Here is a 17,255-nt window from a genome sequence, read left to right as displayed (position 1 = left end):
TTGAAATAACACTCAAATAATAATAAAACAAAGAGATATTCATTATGAAAAGAAAAATAAATATTCAATTAAAGGCAATATTAACCGTTGCTGGCTTGTTACTCGCCAGTGCAACCGTGCAAGCCAGTTGTCTCGATAACGTGGTACTGGTGCATGGCAATACTGGCACGCCGTCAGATTGGGATAATACCTATGACGCTTTACTCGCGAAAGGCTTCAGCAGCAGTCAAATATACCGCCCAGCATGGGGTGGTGGTAATGCCGCTTATAATAATCACAGCGGATCAGAAGAAACACCTGTTCGAAATGCTATCAATTCAGCGCTTAGTGCGTCATGCACAGGAAAAATTGATGTAATTGGCCACTCTATGGGGGTTACTTTAGCAGCACAACAAATTATTAAACTCAATAAAAGTAGCCAAGTGGATGCCTTTGTCGGCGTTGCAGGTGCTTATCGCGGTTTATGGACTTGTGGCGCATATCCATGGAATGTTTGGATCCCTACCTGTGCCAGTAATGGCTTATCGGTATCAAGTCCATTTCTTGATTGGCTAGGTAATAAAGTCATTGCTAATCGTGTTTATTCTATTAAAAGTTGGGATGATCAAATAGTTTGCGGTAGCGGAACATGTACGGTAAGCGGAGTTCATTCGAGTCAAATACCTAATGAATTAGCCAGTTATACTTATTCACTTGACCATTTTGGTTTACAAACCAATACAGCCAGTAAACAAGTAAGCTTAGTGACAGCACAATAACTCCGTATGAGTTATACAAACCAATACGGCCAGTAAACAAGTAAGCTTAGTAACAGCACAATAACTCCGTATGGGTTATACAGAAAAGGATGGCTAAACAGCCATCCTTTTTTATCTTTATAGTTTTGTTTAGGTGCCTTTACAGACCATTGCGCCCTGCTCGCCCGATAACATAGCTAAGCACGATAAACTACTGCCTTATTGTCTTCTAGCGGTTCTAACAACATTGACAATAATCACTTAGCTTGATTAATTTTCACTCTTTTCTAGTCAAAAATATATGACTAAAACTGCATTTCAGGAACATCATCAGGAATGACTAATTCACCTGCGGTTAGTTTAACAATCTCTGCAACACTCACCCCTGGGGCACGTTCGAGTAGATGAAAACGACCGTCTTTAATCTCAATAAAAGCCAAATCGGTTAACACTTTTTTTATACAGCCTTTACCGGTTAACGGCAGTGTACAATTTGCCAGTAATTTAGAATCACCATGTTTTGACGCATGGGTCATGGTTACTATGATATTGTCTGCGCCAGCAACCAAGTCCATTGCACCGCCCATACCTTTAATTAGCTTACCGGGGATCATATACGAAGCAATATTACCGTTAACATCGACTTCAAAAGCGCCCAGCACCGTTAAATCAACATGACCGCCACGGATCATGGCAAACGACTGTGCAGAATCAAATATTGATGCACCGGTCGCCATAGTCACAGTTTGTTTACCGGCATTAATTAAGTCGGCATCGACTTCAGCTTCACTGGGAAATTGTCCCATACCTAATAAGCCATTTTCAGATTGCAACATTACTTCTATCCCCTCAGGGACATAGTTAGCTACTAAGGTAGGAATACCAATACCAAGATTAACATAGAAGCCATCTTGTAATTCTTGCGCGACACGTTGAGCAATTTGATTTCGGTCTAAAGCCATGATTATTCTCCTGTTGTCGTGCGAATAGTGCGTTGTTCAATACGTTTTTCAAAAGTGCCTTGTATAACACGGTTAACATAAATGCCCGGTGTATGAATTTCATCTGGGTCTAGTTCACCTGGCTCCACAATTTCTTCAACTTCTACCACAGTAATTTTTCCTGCGGTCGCGGCTAATGGATTAAAGTTACGTGCTGTTTTTCTGTAAACTAAATTACCAAACTTATCAGCCTTCCAGGCTTTAATAATGGCAAAATCACCGGTAATAGCTTCTTCAAGAATATAATCTCGTCCATTAAATTGACGTTGTTCTTTACCTGCTGCCACTAAAGTGCCAACACCGGTTGCGGTATAAAAAGCGGGGATACCAGCACCACCTGCGCGCATTTTTTCGGCTAAAGTACCTTGTGGTGTTAATTCCACATCTAATTCTCCCGACATCATTTGTCGTTCAAATTCAGCATTTTCTCCAACATAAGAAGCAATAATTTTTTTAATTTGCCGCTTAGGTAACAACAGCCCTAAACCAAAATCATCAACACCACAGTTATTAGAAACTAGCGTTAACCCTTTAATGCCTTGGCGCTCGATTTCTTTGATTAAATTCTCAGGAATACCACATAAACCAAAGCCGCCAGCGACCACCGTCATATTGTCGGTTAACCCTGCCATTGCTTCTTCATAGGTATTCACTACTTTATTAAATCCTGCCATTATTTTTATCCAGTTATTAAGGAAGTTGACTTAACACCAGCATTATACAATTGCATAAATATGTAAAATTAATTAATATTAACTATTGATAAATAAAACTTATAACTGGATATTTTAGGATAATTGCATGAATATTACTCTCAAGCAACTACGCACTTTTATTACTATTGCCCAATCTAAAAGCTTTGCCGAAGCCAGTGAAATTTTACATTTATCACAGCCAGCATTAAGTATTAGTATCAAAAATTTAGAAGAGACCGTTGGCGGTAAGTTACTGGCGCGTTCAACAAGAACCTTATCATTAACGCCTGAAGGGCAAATTTTCTTACCAACAGCAAAACGTTTGTTAGCAGACTTTGATGATGCTTTTATTGAGCTTGCTGAGCTGTTTTCTCTCAAACGTGGAAATTTATCTTTAGCCGCAATGCCATCATTTGCCAGTACCCACTTGCCGCAACATTTACTGGCTTTTACAACCCAATATCAAGAAATTAAAGTAAGAGTGCATGATGTTATCGCCGAAGAAGCTGTTGCTATGGTGCAAAATGCTAAGGTAGAGTTTGCGATTACCTTTGATCCTGGTGAATTTGATGATTTACATTTTGAAACACTGTTTAGTGATGAATTACTGGCGGTATTCCCAGATAACCATGACCTAGAACAAGCTGAAGAGTTAACCTGGCAGCAACTCAGCCATTATCCTTTTATTGCCTTGCAACGACCTTCGAGTATTCGCTTACTTATGGAGGAGACATTAGCCGAACAGGCTTTATTTTTAAAGGTAAAGTATGAAAGTAATCAGTTGGCTACTGTCGTTCAAATGGTCGCTAATAAATTAGGCGTTAGTGCAATACCGTCTTTGTACAAACAACAAATACAAGCACTTAACATTCAGCATCGCCCATTAGCTTCACCAACCATTAGTCGTCGTGTAGGAATTGTTACTCGAAAACGTTATCCGTTATCTCAGTCAGCACAGTTTTTTGTTAAATTATTACGTCAGCACTATCACTGATCACGCAAAGCCTTGATAAATTATCAAAGAATAAAACATAATTAACCGCTGTATTATTACACATTATAGACTTTCATTTTCTTGTGGCGCTAACATCAATTGCTGATAAGCTAAACCCGCTTGAGTGCGGTTATAAACGCCCAGTTGCAGCAAGATTGCTGAAACATGCTTCTTTACCGTATTTTCTTTAATATCTAAAATACCGGCAATTTGCTTGTTTAATTGCCCATCGGCAACATAAGACAAGACCTTGTATTGCTGCGGAGTTAATTTTGCTAATTGCTGAGCCAATAACTTATTTGCAGTAACTTGTTCACTGTCTAATGAAATATCAAAGTTATCAGGTAACCAAGTTCCGCCGGCGAGTACACAATTTATCGCTTGTGCTATGACCGATAAATCAACAGACTTGGGAATAAAGGCCGCCGCACCAAAATTAATCGCTTTTTGCATAATATTAGGTGTTTCATCAGAAGACACCATAATAACAATAAGGTCTGGGTGATTGTTTTGTAGCTGAGTAAGTCCCGTAAAACCATTATTACCTGGCATATGTAAATCAAGAAAAATTATTTCTAAGCCTGGTGATTGTTCTATTTGCTGCAATAAATCACTAAAACTAGACGCTTCAATAATGCTACAGGCAGGCATACATTCGACCACAGCTTGTTTTAACGCCGTACGAAACAACGGATGATCATCAGCAATTACTACTTGCGCTGTACTCATGCTTTATCCTCTATCGGTATATCACAATGTCATTTAATTAATAACAGTTTAAGGGATGTTTTTCTACTACGCACACTTTTAATTTTCAACTAAAGTAGTGACTTAACCAAAATTATATCAACAAAAAAGAGCGAGTAATAACTCGCCCTTTTACAGTTAAAATAACAAACTACACCTAGAAACTATAACCAACACTAAAGGCAACCGTTGATGGATCACCATAATAACCAATTAACGTAGTATCGCCACCTAAACCGGGTGCGTAGCTACCATCATTATTTTGCTCACCCAGAAAAGCATAATTACCCACTAAATACTCTTCATCGGTGATGTTTTTCCAATGTAACGAAGCGGTCCAATCACCATCATTGCTATACCAATTAACGCCAACGTTTAATAAACCGTAACCGTCTTGTGTTAATAAGTTATCTGTTGGTGTTAAGTCATAGTCGCTGCGATAATAGTAATTACCATTAACAACAAAATCACCCATAGTACTTTCGATATTGTAAGCAAAGCCTATATTAGCAGTAGTGTCTGGCGTATTGGTAATAGTGAAAGTATCACTAATATCAATAGACTTACCTTCACCATCAAAAGAATTTACTTTTTTAAACGATGCATCAATTAGACCTAAGGTTGCAAATAAATTTAAGTTGTCGGTAACAGAATATTGAACTTCTAGTTCTAAACCGGAAGCCGTTGATTGCCCAATGTTACCTAAACGTTGACTTAATTCACTACCATCACCACCTTCTACCGGTAATACCGTTACAAATTGGCGGTCGGTATGGTCAAGGTAAAATACTGTCGCATTAATTCTTAAATTGTCATTCCATTCACTTTTTACACCCATTTCATATGAATCAACCACTTCTGGGTCTACTGCTGGCTCAGGGCCACTGGCTCTAGGGTTAAACGTTCCTGATTTAAAGCCTTGTGAATAGCTAGCAAAAAACATCATGTCTGTGGTGTATTGATATTCAACACCAACTCGAGGCGTAAAGCGAGACCAGCTTTCGCTGTCATTCAGCACTTCAGGGAAAGTAATATCACTTCGAACATAACCTGGTACCCAATCACTTTCTGGATAAATAGTTTCATATGCTAAGCCATTATTAACGTTTGCCACTTTTTCTTCATCGGTATAACGAGCACCTAAGGTCATAGAAAGCTTATCGGTAATATTGTACGAGCCTTGTGCATAAACCGCATAACTTTCGCTATTATTACAACCAGCAACTTCACGAGTGAGCCCTGGTAAGCTAAGCGATTTGCCTAAATGCTCTAGAATCGCATCAAAGGTCCCACAAGACTCACCGTCAAAGTAATAAAGACCAGAAACAAAAGTTAGGTTGTCTGAATCATAATTTACTTGAAACTCTTGCGTAAATTGTTCGTCATCATAAATAGCAGGTACATCAAAAATGCGCTCTGGTGTATTATCAAAATCAATATTGGTCTTAGAATAGTTGTCTCGACTCGCTGTAATTGACTTAATTGACCAGGTATCATTAACATAATATTCTGCTGTTAGACTATAGCCTTCTGACTCAACACTGTTCCAAGTAGGCATACTGGTATAGGAATCGTAGACGCTGTCTGGTACAGGTGCGTCAGTAACAATGCTTGGTAAAAGTCTGTAACCTCCCTTCGCATTTGAGTCATCAATTGTTTTATCGTAATTAAAACGAAAGAAAAGATTATCTGTCGGTGTGAATTCAACGGTAAGACGACCGGCAAAAACATCTTTATTGTAGTTCTCTAAATCTTGATCAGGTAATTCAGACTGTAAAAATTCACCGTAGCCGTCACGAGTTAAATTGGCTAAAGCAAAACCCACATAAAGTTTATCTTCGATAACAGGAATTTTTCCCGCTAGTTTATAATCTTGGCGACCATAATTACCAAAGGTTGCTTTGAGGTCGACTTCAACGTCACCTGACATTTTTTTAGTGACGTACTTAATAGCACCGCCTATAGTATTTTTACCATATAAGCTTCCTTGTGGGCCACGTAATACTTCAATACGTTCTACATCAAGAATATCAAGAACCGCGCCTTGTGGACGAGCAATATATACATCGTCAACATAAATACCTACGCCAGGTTCATAACCCCATAATGGATCGTCTTGACCCACACCGCGAATGAATGCGGTTAAGGTTGAGTTAGTGCCACGGCTGCTTTGCAATGTTGTATTTGGCGAAAATTGTTGAACTTCTGTCATGGCACTAATACCATTTTGTGCGAGTTGTTCTGCTCCTACCGATGTAACAGCTACAGGTACATTTTGTAAACTTTCAACTTTTTTACGCGCAGTAACCTCAATACGTTCAAGACCTGAGTCTTTTGCTGCAGCCGATGTGTCTTCTGCTGCTGCAAAAGTTATATTACTGGTTAATGCTGCGGCAATAGCCAAAGCGAGGTAACTTCTATTTTTGTTGTACTGTTTCATGGAGGAAGCCTTATTATAATTTTTATGTTTTATATTTTATGTTTTATGTTTTATATTTTGTATTTTGTTGTCTTACTTGTTCTTTTGAACCCCAATTTTAGTCACGTTGTTATTACAACTATTTACACTCTACTTGATAATTTAACAAAAATAATTAGCACTATAGTACCACAACCAAGTCGTTGTTTATTAAGGGTTATATTCAAGGTGCGTTGTTTTTTGTTGAAGCCAAGTGCCAAAAGTCAACAATGTGTTTAGCGGTACTAATAGGAGATTCAAGTAAGTAGTTGGCTGTTTCTCCACCATTAACTTCTTTCGGATTAACCATAATGCCATGACCTACATTAGCGATAGTCATTAACTCTACCTGAACTTTTTCTTGCTTATCTCCCCACGATTTACGGGTGTAACCTACTTTAGTTTTTACTTGGGGTATTAACGTTACTCCTGATAACGTAGCCCAATGATCAGCTAAGGTAATCGCATTCAACGGATTAACAATCGCATCATTATCTCCTGTCCATATAGATAATTTTGGCCATACTTTTTGATTTGGATTTAATTTTTGAACTAATAATGTAAGTTCATCTGCCGTTTGTGATGGGCCGTTTTTCATACAAGAAATAGCGGTAATTAAACCATCGGCACAAGGAAATGGAATGCCAGCAACGATTGCCCCCGCAGTAAAAAGTTCAGGGTAATTAACTAACAAACTGCTTGCCATAGCGCCACCAGCAGATAAGCCTAAAATATAGACATTTTGCCCAACCAGCTGTTTTTTTAAGGCCAATATCATATTTTTTATTGATAAATTTTCACCGGTTTCTTTCGCGTAATCACTAGCAGAATACCAATTAAAACAACCCTTAATATTATTTTCTAGGCTTTGCTGAGGAATTAACAAGGCAAAATTATGCTGTTGTGCTAAACCAAGCAAACCACTTTGCCTCGCCAATTCTTTTCCCTCTTGCGCGCAGCCATGAAGTAATACAACGATATTAGGTTTAGCGGTTACCGGTGAAAAATAACTTGCCGTTAGGTTGCCTGGATTATCACTTAAATCTTTTAACTCAGTTAATTGAGCATAAGAATTTTGACTAAACAAGCTAAATACTAGCGTCAGTGATATCGATAATGAAGTTAAACATTTGAGAGTAAACATAATATTAACCAAAATAAATAGTGGGTTAGATAATGAATGAAAGTACCTTAAACAAGCAATAGCACTTTAGTGCACAGCCGACTCAAGGTCTGTGGCAGAGGTATATCAGTATCATAAAGACACTTACTGATGCGTAAACTAACACCCATGACGATAAGCAAATAAATGGGAAATAATAACTTAAATTCAATAGAATATTGAGTACATAGATAAATAAAAACAGCTAACTAGTGATGCTAAAAATCGACAAGTAATAGTGTTATTGTGAAGACCATTTTTCAATACGATAAAAAGCCAATATTTAAATATCGGCGCTATAAAAGCGATGATGATGGCTGTTTATCAGCAGCTATATTAAACAGGCTTATGCAAATAGTGTGGTATCAATTAGTAATAACAATCTATTGCTCGTCTATCACTGCTTCTTAAAAAAACGTGTCGATGCAATCGTTGAAACTGATTTGATAGTCCAATACGAAATTGAAAAATCAGGTAAAACAACCAATGTAGACACACCGGCTACCCTATTAATTATCGATAATTTTGTCTTTAGGGTTTAAAAAAAGGGGCGTTAGGTAAAGTTTCTGTATATTTAGCTTCTTTCACTAAAGCCTCTAAATCCTTAATAATCAATTGATTACGTTTTTTGTCAAGCGTACCTTCTTTTTTCCAGTGTTGTAACTGCTTATTAATCACTTGCCTAACTGAGCCAGTCATCCGCGCTAAGGTTTCATCGTTTAAACCGTTAACCAAATGATGTTGATGCTCTGCTTCTATTGTGCCGTTATAAAACTTAATTTTATTAATATGTTCTAAAATAATACGGCTTAAACGTGTGGTAACATCGTGTAAAACTAGGCTACTGGCTTGTTGTTCTTTTTCACGCATTTTTTTCGCTAAGTAAGGCATAAATTGCTGGTTAAACTCTGGATACGTCCACAACCAATGCCGCATGGTGGAAAGTTTCACTGACAATAACTTTACCGTTGTTAAAGGTGAAACAATAACCTCATGTGGTTGATCGTCTAACAGCACCATTAAGTCAAAACAGTCACCCGCATAAAGCATATCTAAAGTGGCTTCTCTGCCCGTTTCTGGATTACTTTGTTTAATTTCTAAACTACCGCTAATCACCACAAAAAATCGCTGAGTAAGTAAAGCCGGATTAAAGTAATCACCTTTGTACCATTCATCAAGCTGAAACTCTTGTTGAAAATCTTCAATTAACTTCGCCGGTAAATCTGCAAAAATATTAGCTTGCTTTACTAAAACTGGGCTGGCTTTTTGAGGTAGATGAGTAGCGTCTTTATTCATAAGAGTAGTATTTAAGCCATAGCGGGCACGAATAGTTTTATTCTACTCTTTGTATCTATAGAGCAAAAGACAATGTTGCTTTTTAAATTTCAATACTATTTCTCACGTTAATCTACTGACTTTTAACTTATAAAGCCGAGATAATATAAAAATTATAAAATGATTGATACTGTCATATTTGTGACAGAAGCATTTTATGACCTTAGGTATTATAGCGCCACTAACCAAACGCCTAACGTTAAAACATCACGTTAGTTTGTTTATACGGTCAAACTGCTTGCTGGATAATGACCATAAAGCATTAGACCTTTTTTAATAAATAATAGGTAATTATTATGTCTAAGATTATTGGTATAGATTTAGGTACAACAAATTCATGTGTAGCAGTTATGGAAGTTGGCGTTGCTAAAATTATTGAAAATGCTGAGGGTAGCCGCACCACTCCGTCAATTGTTGCTTATGCAAACGAGGAAACATTAGCGGGCCAACCGGCAAAAAGACAAGCCGTTACCAACTCTAAAAATACATTATTTGCGATTAAACGTTTAATCGGTCGTAAATTTGATGATAAAGAAGTACAAAAAGATATTAAGTTAGCCCCTTATAAAATTGTCAAAGCAGACAATGGTGATGCTTGGGTTGAAGTTAATGGTAAAAAATTATCACCACAAGAAGTATCAGCGCAAATTTTACGTAAATTGAAAAAAGATGCTGAAGCCTATTTAGGTGAAACGGTTACCGAAGCGGTTATTACTGTCCCCGCTTATTTTAATGATTCACAACGCCAAGCAACCAAAGATGCCGGTAAAATTGCTGGACTTAATGTTAAGCGTATTATTAATGAACCAACAGCTGCGGCATTAGCCTACGGCGTTGATAAAAATAACAAAGCTGACCAGAAAGTGGTGGTTTATGATTTAGGTGGCGGTACCTTCGATATTTCAATTATTGAAATTTCTAATGTAGACGGCGAAAAACAATTCGAAGTATTAGCAACCAATGGTGATACCTTTTTAGGTGGCGAAGACTTTGATTTACGCCTGATTAACTACCTTGCTGATGAATTTAAAAAAGAAAGTGGTATTGATATTCACCAAGACCCATTAGCGTTACAGCGTATTAAAGAAGCGGCTGAAAAAGCAAAAATAGAGTTGTCATCAGCACTACAAACTGACGTGAACTTACCGTATGTTACTGCTGATGCTAGTGGTCCTAAACATTTAAACGTACAAATTACCCGGGCAAAATTAGAGTCTTTGGTTGATGACTTAGTGAAAAAGACTATCGCTCCGTGTGACCAAGCACTTAAAGATGCTGGCTTAAGTAAAGGTGATATTGATGAAATTATTTTGGTAGGTGGTCAATCACGTATGCCAAAAGTACAAGAAGCAGTTAAAACCTTCTTTGGTAAAGAGCCGCGTAAAGATGTTAACCCCGATGAAGCAGTGGCTATTGGTGCAGCGATTCAAGCAGGTGTGTTATCAGGAACGGTCGGTGATGTGCTATTACTTGATGTAACGCCATTATCACTAGGTATTGAAACTTTAGGCGGTGTAATGACTAAGCTTATCGATAAAAATACTACGATACCAACACGTGCTTCTGAAACATTCTCTACGGCCGAAGATAATCAAGCCGCGGTAACTGTGCATGTATTGCAAGGTCAGCGTGAAATGGCAATAGATAATAAATCGTTAGGTCAATTTAACTTAACAGATATTAACCCCGGTCCTCGTGGCTCGGTGCAAGTTGAAGTCACTTTTGATATTGATGCAGATGGTATTTTAAATGTCTCAGCAAAAGATAAAGCAACCGGTAAAGAGCAGAGTATTAAAATTACGGCATCAAGTGGTTTAACTGAAGATGAAGTTAATCGCATGGTCGACGATGCCCAGAAGCACGCAACTGAAGATAAGCAAAAACGTGAGTTAGTTGAACAACGCAACCAAGCCGATCAATTGATTCATACGGTACAAACGTCAATGACTAGCCTGAGTGAAGATCAACAAGCCGAGCTTAAAACATTAATTGAGCAATTAAAAATGGCCGTTAATGGCAATGATAAAGCGGCGATAGAAATGCGACAAAAAGCATTACAAGAAGCGCACAGTAAAATAATGCAAGCTTCACAATCACAAGCAGAGCAGCCTCAAGGTGATGCGGCTAATGATAGTGCTAAAAACGAAGATGTTATTGACGCAGACTTTGAAGAAGTGAGTAATGGTTAATCAATGAATGGTGGCTGATAAGGTAAGTTAAGTTAAGTTAAGTTAACCACTTATTTATCATAATACTGTATAAAAACAAAACCCCTAATATTAATTATTAGGGGTTTTTTATTATGATAAAATAAACAGTCAACTATTTTAAGAGGTATAGAGCTTTTCTGTTCTTTCGTCGATACATTCATATGAACCCATCTCAAATTCTCGACAAACCCAAGGTCTATTTTCGTAAATAGAACACAATAATGTATCTCTGTTTAACGCTGAGCACAGACCATCATCAAGTCGTAACATTGATTCGTGTCCATGGTCATCAATATAGATATGCCGATGAGGCACACCAGTATCTGAAATAATTCTAACTTCTAAACTACAGCAACATGCCTGGCAATTTGCACAGGTGACTTCGGGAACGGGAATGTTTTTTACTTCAATGTTCATAATAAATAATAAATAACAATAAACTTAATGGTGAGTAGGATACGCTAAACCGCTCAGCTTCTCGAGCAAATAGAAGCTGATGGGGCAAATAGCAGACATAAAAAGAACTGATTAAAGCACTGCACTACAAAACAGCCACAATATTTTGTACAACTTGGAGACGCGATTGCCTCTCAATACTAACGTTAGAAATCAAAATGTTTAAAGAAAACATCATAAATGACCTTTTCTACTTCAGTTCCATAACAACGCGTATGCTTAAATTCGCCATCTTCTTCGTAAACACTAGAGTTGTAGATAATATATTTAATTTTATCTTTACCTTGGACTCTCGCTGGATAATTTTTCAATATATCAAAATGGCTCAAACGTGTCATCATGTCAGTTAAACAGCTTTCATCTATCTGAAACTCTGAGATGTGATGCCCTATATATTCACTTTTTGTATAACCTAACACTTCAAGTTCACACTCATTGGCATAAACAATAATGCCTTCTGGCGATACAGCATGAATACCAATAGATGAATTATAGATAAAGTCTTCTGGATTCTCTGTAAACATAAAATCACCTAACGCCTTACTTGCGTCAAAATAGATAGTTAAAAAATAGACGATAGACAACAGTAAACTATTTCTGCCAGCTTAAGTCACTCATAAAAAATAATTGGTCGCTAAACATTGGTCGATAAACGCAGAAACACAACAAGTGCTCATTTTAACTTAGCCGCAAACTAATAAGTTTAAGAGTAGTTCAGTTCAGCTCAAATAAATATCCAGAAAAGTATATATTCAAGAGAACACTAAAATAACAATACTTTGGCTTTCAAAATGCGCAAAAAACGCTTTAATAGCACACTATTTTTAAAAACAATTATAAGGAAACTAATTCTTTCTCTAACCATTGTTTAGCCGTTGGTGTGTCACTAAAAAATTTATTTTTAATGCCAGCCTTCTTATACACAGCCTCAAATTCAAGTTGAGTGGTTAATGCAAATGAACTATGTATCATATTAATGGCAATTGCATTAGCGGTTCCGTGCTTCACTTTATACAAGTGATAATCTAAACCTTCCTGTGTTGCTAATGTTTCTCCTTTAAGTATCACGATGATCCCGTAATTTATATTGATAAAATTTTCTAGGACGACTTGTTGTAGATTAGCGTGCATTTGTTTGAAAAACTCGACATTCCATGGACCCTCTGCATCGATAATAATAATATTATTATCGAGTGTGAATTGGCATTGGCCATGCGAAGCAAATTTTTGAATCAATGAAATCTACCTATGTTATCTAATGTTAATTAATCGAGAAGCTCGTTTTATAATCATTTATCATTAAGCATAATCTATAAAATTAATGTAATAAAGTTAATGTAATAAAGTTAATGTAATAAAATATTGATTAGCTGTTATTACCCCATTGAAATCATCAGCTGTTTTTTTTATAAAAAATTTAGTCTATTCAAATAGCTCAATTTAAAAATTAATACCAATAATAAGTGTTGCTTTACTCTTTTAGCTTTATTGCCTTTAAGTCGAGGGTATTGGTAAATAACCTTGGGTTTTCAATCTTATCTAGCATCGAAAATTCGGGTAAACAATCGTCATCAACGTAGTCAGCAAAATCGCCAGCGGGATCAAAAACTAAAATATCTAATGCTAATCGATCAAGTCCATACAAACCACGGTGGATCATATCCGCCGAAAAAACTAATAAATCACCGGCCGTTAACTTTATTTCTTTACCGGTAGAAAGGTTTTCGCTGCTCACTCTGCCCTTTTCTTCTTGTCGAACATTAAATTCTTCTTCGTTATCCCAGCGTTTATGTGTTCCTGGCACTAATTCCATACCGCGCTCATCAAATAATGGCACACGTAAGTGAACAACTTGTGTCTCTTGAATAGCTTTTTTCTGTTCTTCAACCTCGTGATCATATTGACAATCTCGATGCCAAAAATCTTTTTGTGCTGGATTAACCGGGTTAAAAAACAATTGAGTATTCATAAAGGCTGGTTTTGCCGCTATAACAGACTCGACAACAGCCATTATTTTTTTTGAACTAATAAAATTGAAAAGCTTAACGCGATCGTCAAATGCTAAGTACTGACTGCCGGTGATCAAAGAAGAGTTGAACGCTTCTTCTTGATAAAATTTTGCGTGATCTTTTTTCCAAAGATCGTGAAATTTCAATACCACTTGTCTTAGGGCTGAAATTTCAGTGTCATTAAAATAATTTCTAATAACAAAGTAACCTTGGGCATCATAATGCCCCTGCAACTGACTTTGATTTTCTAACATTAACGGCTTTTACCTTGGCTTGACTGTTTAGGATTATATTTTGACGATTGATTAACGCTCATATCTCATCCACAGTTTGTAATAAACCGCATTACACTTAGCATTATCATCCATAATGCCGTCTCTATCACAATCGGAACCCGTCAAAGATTTAACAACATCAGTGCCATATTCGGCGATATCTTCTGGCTCAGGTTTAACTTCAATGGTGACTTTAGGGGAATGTTCGATGAATTCGCCAACGTCTTTGTATCGTGAGAATTGTTCTTTTGAAATAATATCACCGACATCAACTTTTTTCGCTTCGAAAGCGTAGACATCTGTTGCACTAAACAACAAGAATACAACAATAAAGACAGCTATAAATTTCATCAAATATGCCTAAAAGTTATTAAAATTAACATGCTGATTCACCTGAAAAGGCCACGCTATTATTTCACGCAAGTATTATAAAACACAATGTCACCGTTGTACCTTAGTGAAATTTATTAATCGTTAATAATTTCACTAATAGTTGGTTTAATTGAACATTTATTTTCAAAAAAAAAAAACAAAAACAATAAACCATTGAATTAAAACAACTTATTCTTGGCGTAAACTTTGCTAAATAGATAACATCTTAATGTCGAAGGGAAATACAATGTTATTGGATATTCAATCACTTAGCCATCAATACCAAAGTGGCAAGCACACACAACTAGCAATCAAATCATTATCACTACAAGTTAGACCAGGGATTTTAGGCTTACTAGGCGCTAATGGCGCAGGAAAATCTAGCTTAATGCGTATTCTTGCTACGATAACAAAACCTAGCCAAGGAAAAATTTTATGGCAAGGACAAAACATTGTTAAATCACCACAATTATTGCGTAACGAACTCGGTTACCTGCCTCAATATTTTGGCGTCTATGACCAATTGTCGGCTATTGAATTTTTACAATACATGGCTGGCTTAAAAGGGTTAAATCAATCTTTATCGACTCAAAGAATCGAGGATTTACTTGCTAAGCTCAACCTTACCCATGCTGCTCATATGCCATTGAAAGGTTATTCGGGGGGGATGAAACAGCGCATTGGCATTGCACAGGCTTTACTTAATGACCCTAAATTATTGATTATTGATGAACCAACTGTGGGTCTAGATCCACAAGAACGTGCCAATTTTCGCCAGTTATTAACTGAATTAGCCGATGATCGTTGCATTATTTTATCAACTCACATAGTCGCAGATGTTGAATCTATTGCTGACCAAATTGCGATTATGCAAACTGGGCAATTAATTCAATCAGCAACTCCAAAGGCACTACAAGAAAAAGTTGCCGATAAATGCTGGCAACTCACCACTAACTTGAATGAATTAAAACAAATTCAGCACGACTTTATTGTCAGCCACAGTGTGCGAAAAGACAACAAGGTCGAGTTAAATATTGTCGCTGAACACTGCCCTGATGCACGAGCAATACCAAGAGCGCCAACATTAGAAGATGCGTATCTCTACTTTACCAGTAATAAGCGTGCTCGAACTGTTCTTGCGAGGGCATGTTAATGAATCAATTATGGCAATGTACGGTCGCTGATTTTAAACAACGAACACGCCAGCAAAGCTTTGTGGTTACTTTACTGGCGATGTCGGTATTAACCTTACTTTTTTTCCCTTCACTCGATGCTCAATATCAAACACTTATTATCAATGGTTATAGAGGTCTTTATAACAGTGCCTGGTTAGGTGTTTGTTTAGCGATGTTAAATGTTTTATTTTTACCTATTATTTGTTTTTATCTCATTAAGAATGGTCTTGAATTAGATCGAAAATCGATGACCTGTGAACTTATTGCTGCCACTCCTATGAGTAAGTTAACTTTTATATTCGCCAAATGGTGCACCAATGTTTTAATTTTGTTTACTATCGTATTGGTTATGCTGATCAGTTGTATTTTACTGCAACTTTATTATGGGGAAAATTATCAGATAGACCTTTGGGCGTTAGCATGGCCCCAATTAGTCTTTGTTCTACCTGTGTTATTAGTTGTTGCTTCACTGGCGATAATGTTTGAATCAATAAAGTGGCTTAAGGGGGGCTTTGGCAATGTTGTTTATTTTTTCTTGTGGACCGGCTCTATTGTTCAAACCATTGAAAGCGTTTCAGGGGTTGGCGCAATACTTTCTGCTATAGAAACCGAGGTTGCAGAACGTTTTCCGTCACAAGCAGGCTCAACACATATTGGCGTAACGGTTGTTGATGAAGAAAATGCAGTAAACACTTTTCTTTGGCAAGGAATAGAGCCAACAGCACAGTATTTATCGAGTATTCTGCCGTTACTGATCATTTGCTTAAGCTGTTTTATTATTGCAGTAATCTTTTTTGATCGCTTTAGTCGAAACCCCGTACCTGAAACCAAACAAACCTCATGGCTAATAAACACCTTAACCCGTCAAGTGTTCAATCGACTCGATGCACTATTTACCATGCTAACCAAGCACTTTGCTTTTACTCGCTTATTACGTTTAGAACTAAAATTATTATTAAAAAGCCATTCGATTTACTGGCTGTTAGGTCTTTTAACGTTAAATATTATTCAACTATTTATTAGTCAGCAATTACTGGTTAGCATATTTTTACCGCTGTCATGGTTATGGTGTGTTTTAGTGCTTTCACAGCTCGGCCAAGTAGAAAAACAAGCAAATACGGTTGAGTTAATCACCTACAGTAAAAAGTCAGCGCTATTGCAAAGTTTAGCGAGCTACTCTGCTGCATGGATATTATTAGCATTGGCAAGTTTGGGTAGTGTACTTAGATTTGCGGCGATAGCCGAGTGGCTGTTAATCATACAATTAATTATAGCCATTTCATTTACCGTATCCCTAGCTTATTTTTGTGGGGTATTGACCGGCACAAAGCGAATGTTTGAAGTGCTATACCCGGCAATTTGGTATATGGGACCGATTCAAACAGCACTATATCTAGACTTTTTTGGCGTTAATAGCACCATGAGTTGGCAAGCAGGCATGCCTTATTATTATGCTGCTCTCGCAATTGGCTTAATGTTGTTAACAGTACGCGCTAAAAGTAGCCGTTAATTTATTAACGGTTGTTTACACTAAGATATCGATTTAAAAAGGATAACGATTGAACTCATCAGCCGTTAGCCTTAACATTCGATTATTGTTTCCCGGTCTATTTAAATAAAGGCCGATTG

General features: G+C 37.0%; 16 protein-coding genes. 5 read left to right on the top strand and 11 right to left on the bottom strand.

From position 1 onward, the window contains the following. Positions 1–44: 44 nt before the first annotated feature. The gene (locus H4J75_RS11630) at positions 45–758 is read left to right on the top strand and encodes an alpha/beta fold hydrolase (RefSeq protein ID WP_182222216.1); all 714 of its coding nucleotides are present in this window, start codon (positions 45–47) and stop codon (positions 756–758) included. A 284-nt stretch (positions 759–1,042) separates the two neighbouring features. Here H4J75_RS11630 and H4J75_RS11625 read toward each other — a convergent pair whose 3' ends face one another. Together H4J75_RS11625 and H4J75_RS11620 are read right to left on the bottom strand one after the other, a co-directional pair. Further along, entirely contained in the window at positions 1,043–1,699 is a 657-nt protein-coding gene (locus H4J75_RS11625) for a 3-oxoacid CoA-transferase subunit B (protein WP_182217785.1), read from the bottom strand. Positions 1,700–1,701: 2 nt separating this feature from the next. Then, positions 1,702–2,412 (bottom strand): CoA transferase subunit A, encoded by a 711-nt coding sequence (locus H4J75_RS11620; protein WP_182217783.1) that lies wholly within the window; start codon positions 2,410–2,412, stop codon positions 1,702–1,704. A gap of 127 nt (positions 2,413–2,539) precedes the next feature. Between H4J75_RS11620 and H4J75_RS11615 the strand changes: the two genes are divergently transcribed. Further along, on the top strand, positions 2,540–3,427 hold the full coding sequence (locus tag H4J75_RS11615; protein ID WP_182217781.1) for a LysR family transcriptional regulator: 888 nt from the start codon (positions 2,540–2,542) through the stop codon (positions 3,425–3,427). A gap of 63 nt (positions 3,428–3,490) precedes the next feature. Here H4J75_RS11615 and H4J75_RS11610 read toward each other — a convergent pair whose 3' ends face one another. The 4 genes from H4J75_RS11610 to H4J75_RS11595 all read right to left on the bottom strand — a co-directional run bounded on the left by H4J75_RS11610 (position 3,491) and on the right by H4J75_RS11595 (position 9,090). After that, positions 3,491–4,156, bottom strand: coding sequence for a response regulator transcription factor (locus H4J75_RS11610; protein ID WP_182217780.1), 666 nt, complete (start codon positions 4,154–4,156; stop codon positions 3,491–3,493). Between the two features lie 175 nt (positions 4,157–4,331). Continuing rightward, entirely contained in the window at positions 4,332–6,614 is a 2,283-nt protein-coding gene (locus H4J75_RS11605) for a TonB-dependent receptor (protein WP_182222215.1), read from the bottom strand. A gap of 202 nt (positions 6,615–6,816) precedes the next feature. Next, positions 6,817–7,776 carry a PHB depolymerase family esterase gene (locus H4J75_RS11600; RefSeq protein ID WP_182222214.1) on the bottom strand — a complete coding sequence of 320 codons (960 nt, stop codon included), beginning with the start codon at positions 7,774–7,776 and terminating at the stop codon, positions 6,817–6,819. A gap of 549 nt (positions 7,777–8,325) precedes the next feature. Beyond that, complete coding sequence (locus H4J75_RS11595; protein WP_070374211.1) at positions 8,326–9,090, bottom strand: Crp/Fnr family transcriptional regulator; 765 nt, start codon at positions 9,088–9,090, stop codon at positions 8,326–8,328. A 335-nt stretch (positions 9,091–9,425) separates the two neighbouring features. Between H4J75_RS11595 and dnaK the strand changes: the two genes are divergently transcribed. Next, on the top strand, positions 9,426–11,318 hold the full coding sequence (gene dnaK, locus H4J75_RS11590; protein WP_182222213.1) for a molecular chaperone DnaK: 1,893 nt from the start codon (positions 9,426–9,428) through the stop codon (positions 11,316–11,318). Between the two features lie 138 nt (positions 11,319–11,456). Here dnaK and H4J75_RS11585 read toward each other — a convergent pair whose 3' ends face one another. The 5 genes from H4J75_RS11585 to H4J75_RS11565 all read right to left on the bottom strand — a co-directional run bounded on the left by H4J75_RS11585 (position 11,457) and on the right by H4J75_RS11565 (position 14,430). Beyond that, entirely contained in the window at positions 11,457–11,756 is a 300-nt protein-coding gene (locus H4J75_RS11585; protein WP_182176625.1) for a YkgJ family cysteine cluster protein, read from the bottom strand. A gap of 185 nt (positions 11,757–11,941) precedes the next feature. Beyond that, positions 11,942–12,319 (bottom strand): PAS domain-containing protein, encoded by a 378-nt coding sequence (locus H4J75_RS11580; RefSeq protein ID WP_182222212.1) that lies wholly within the window; start codon positions 12,317–12,319, stop codon positions 11,942–11,944. 310 nt (positions 12,320–12,629) lie between these two features. Continuing rightward, entirely contained in the window at positions 12,630–13,031 is a 402-nt protein-coding gene (locus H4J75_RS11575; protein ID WP_182213903.1) for a hypothetical protein, read from the bottom strand. A 235-nt stretch (positions 13,032–13,266) separates the two neighbouring features. Continuing rightward, positions 13,267–14,058, bottom strand: a complete 792-nt coding sequence (locus tag H4J75_RS11570; RefSeq protein WP_182213905.1) for a phytanoyl-CoA dioxygenase family protein — start codon at positions 14,056–14,058, stop codon at positions 13,267–13,269. A gap of 51 nt (positions 14,059–14,109) precedes the next feature. Next, positions 14,110–14,430, bottom strand: coding sequence for a hypothetical protein (locus tag H4J75_RS11565; RefSeq protein WP_182213907.1), 321 nt, complete (start codon positions 14,428–14,430; stop codon positions 14,110–14,112). Positions 14,431–14,698: 268 nt separating this feature from the next. On the opposite strand from H4J75_RS11565, the gene H4J75_RS11560 reads away from it, so the two are divergent. Together H4J75_RS11560 and H4J75_RS11555 are read left to right on the top strand one after the other, a co-directional pair. Continuing rightward, positions 14,699–15,604, top strand: a complete 906-nt coding sequence (locus H4J75_RS11560; protein WP_182222211.1) for an ATP-binding cassette domain-containing protein — start codon at positions 14,699–14,701, stop codon at positions 15,602–15,604. Next, positions 15,604–17,136 carry a hypothetical protein gene (locus H4J75_RS11555; RefSeq protein ID WP_182213910.1) on the top strand — a complete coding sequence of 511 codons (1,533 nt, stop codon included), beginning with the start codon at positions 15,604–15,606 and terminating at the stop codon, positions 17,134–17,136. Before H4J75_RS11560 ends, H4J75_RS11555 begins: the two co-directional genes overlap by 1 nt. Positions 17,137–17,255: the final 119 nt, after the last annotated feature.

The sequence above is a fragment of the Colwellia sp. BRX10-1 genome (genome assembly GCF_014077545.1).
Lineage (GTDB): Bacteria > Pseudomonadota > Gammaproteobacteria > Enterobacterales > Alteromonadaceae > Colwellia_A.
This window is presented reverse-complemented; position numbering and strand designations above follow the sequence as displayed.

What these genes read in the sequence shown, in the direction of transcription:
- H4J75_RS11630 (WP_182222216.1), top strand. Translation starts at nt 45, where the DNA reads ATGAAAAGAAAAATAAATATTCAATTAAAGGCAATATTAACCGTTGCT.
- H4J75_RS11625 (WP_182217785.1), bottom strand. Translation starts at nt 1,699, where the DNA reads ATGGCTTTAGACCGAAATCAAATTGCTCAACGTGTCGCGCAAGAATTA.
- H4J75_RS11620 (WP_182217783.1), bottom strand. Translation starts at nt 2,412, where the DNA reads ATGGCAGGATTTAATAAAGTAGTGAATACCTATGAAGAAGCAATGGCA.
- H4J75_RS11615 (WP_182217781.1), top strand. Translation starts at nt 2,540, where the DNA reads ATGAATATTACTCTCAAGCAACTACGCACTTTTATTACTATTGCCCAA.
- H4J75_RS11610 (WP_182217780.1), bottom strand. Translation starts at nt 4,156, where the DNA reads ATGAGTACAGCGCAAGTAGTAATTGCTGATGATCATCCGTTGTTTCGT.
- H4J75_RS11605 (WP_182222215.1), bottom strand. Translation starts at nt 6,614, where the DNA reads ATGAAACAGTACAACAAAAATAGAAGTTACCTCGCTTTGGCTATTGCC.
- H4J75_RS11600 (WP_182222214.1), bottom strand. Translation starts at nt 7,776, where the DNA reads ATGTTTACTCTCAAATGTTTAACTTCATTATCGATATCACTGACGCTA.
- H4J75_RS11595 (WP_070374211.1), bottom strand. Translation starts at nt 9,090, where the DNA reads ATGAATAAAGACGCTACTCATCTACCTCAAAAAGCCAGCCCAGTTTTA.
- dnaK (WP_182222213.1), top strand. Translation starts at nt 9,426, where the DNA reads ATGTCTAAGATTATTGGTATAGATTTAGGTACAACAAATTCATGTGTA.
- H4J75_RS11585 (WP_182176625.1), bottom strand. Translation starts at nt 11,756, where the DNA reads ATGAACATTGAAGTAAAAAACATTCCCGTTCCCGAAGTCACCTGTGCA.
- H4J75_RS11580 (WP_182222212.1), bottom strand. Translation starts at nt 12,319, where the DNA reads ATGTTTACAGAGAATCCAGAAGACTTTATCTATAATTCATCTATTGGT.
- H4J75_RS11570 (WP_182213905.1), bottom strand. Translation starts at nt 14,058, where the DNA reads ATGTTAGAAAATCAAAGTCAGTTGCAGGGGCATTATGATGCCCAAGGT.
- H4J75_RS11565 (WP_182213907.1), bottom strand. Translation starts at nt 14,430, where the DNA reads ATGAAATTTATAGCTGTCTTTATTGTTGTATTCTTGTTGTTTAGTGCA.
- H4J75_RS11560 (WP_182222211.1), top strand. Translation starts at nt 14,699, where the DNA reads ATGTTATTGGATATTCAATCACTTAGCCATCAATACCAAAGTGGCAAG.
- H4J75_RS11555 (WP_182213910.1), top strand. Translation starts at nt 15,604, where the DNA reads ATGAATCAATTATGGCAATGTACGGTCGCTGATTTTAAACAACGAACA.